This window comes from Pseudoalteromonas sp. SIMBA_162, assembly GCF_046535955.1.
Lineage (GTDB): Bacteria > Pseudomonadota > Gammaproteobacteria > Enterobacterales > Alteromonadaceae > Pseudoalteromonas > Pseudoalteromonas marina.
Map to the genome: position 1 here is coordinate 1 of NZ_JAWJBQ010000725.1, position 256 is coordinate 256.

General features: G+C 61.3%; 1 pseudogene. It reads left to right on the forward strand.

Features of this window, described 5'->3' with window-relative positions:
- Positions 1-192, forward strand: a pseudogene (gene gatB, locus R0J88_RS21575) (Asp-tRNA(Asn)/Glu-tRNA(Gln) amidotransferase GatCAB subunit B); the annotation flags it as partial.
- Positions 193-256: the final 64 nt, after the last annotated feature.

Genomic DNA, 256 nt, shown 5'->3' on the forward strand with positions numbered 1-256 from the left:
GGTGCGATCGACAAGATGCTCGACGAAATGCTGGCAGCCAATGCCGAGCAGGTCGAACAGTACCGCGCCGCCGACGAGGCCAAGCGTGGCAAGATGTTCGGCTTCTTTGTCGGCCAGGCGATGAAAGCTTCCAAAGGCAAGGCCAACCCGGGGCAGGTGAACCAATTGCTCAAGGCCAAGCTCGAAGGCTGACCTGAATATGCTGCGAGGGCTCTGCCCTCGTTCGCGGGCTTGCCCGCTCCCACAGTACTGGACC